The organism is Pseudoalteromonas sp. SIMBA_162 (assembly GCF_046535955.1).
Taxonomy (GTDB): domain Bacteria; phylum Pseudomonadota; class Gammaproteobacteria; order Enterobacterales; family Alteromonadaceae; genus Pseudoalteromonas; species Pseudoalteromonas marina.
Window position 1 is genome coordinate 1 of sequence record NZ_JAWJBQ010001424.1, and the last position, 228, is coordinate 228.

Here is a 228-nt window from a genome sequence, read left to right on the forward strand (position 1 = left end):
GCCTGTAGCGTGGCAAGCGAGGCGTAGTGTTGCCAGCATGAGACGACCATTGTTTCGCGTTTTGCTTGGTTCTTGAAGTAATAAAGAAGAATTCCTTTATTACTTTTATTGATTGTGGCGTGATCAGCGACTTTTACGTCATCCGGGGTGGCACAAGGAGCGAGATATGCGCAGGACAGGAACACGCGGCCGTCGGCCGTTATGGGTCATCATCCTGGTGGTGGCGAT

1 protein-coding gene is annotated in these 228 nt (G+C 51.3%); it reads right to left on the reverse strand.

Translation table 11 applies throughout. The features are described from left to right. The coding region (locus R0J88_RS24305) for a hypothetical protein (protein WP_410901501.1) at positions 1-185 on the reverse strand (185 nt) is incomplete at its 3' end. Positions 186-228: the final 43 nt, after the last annotated feature.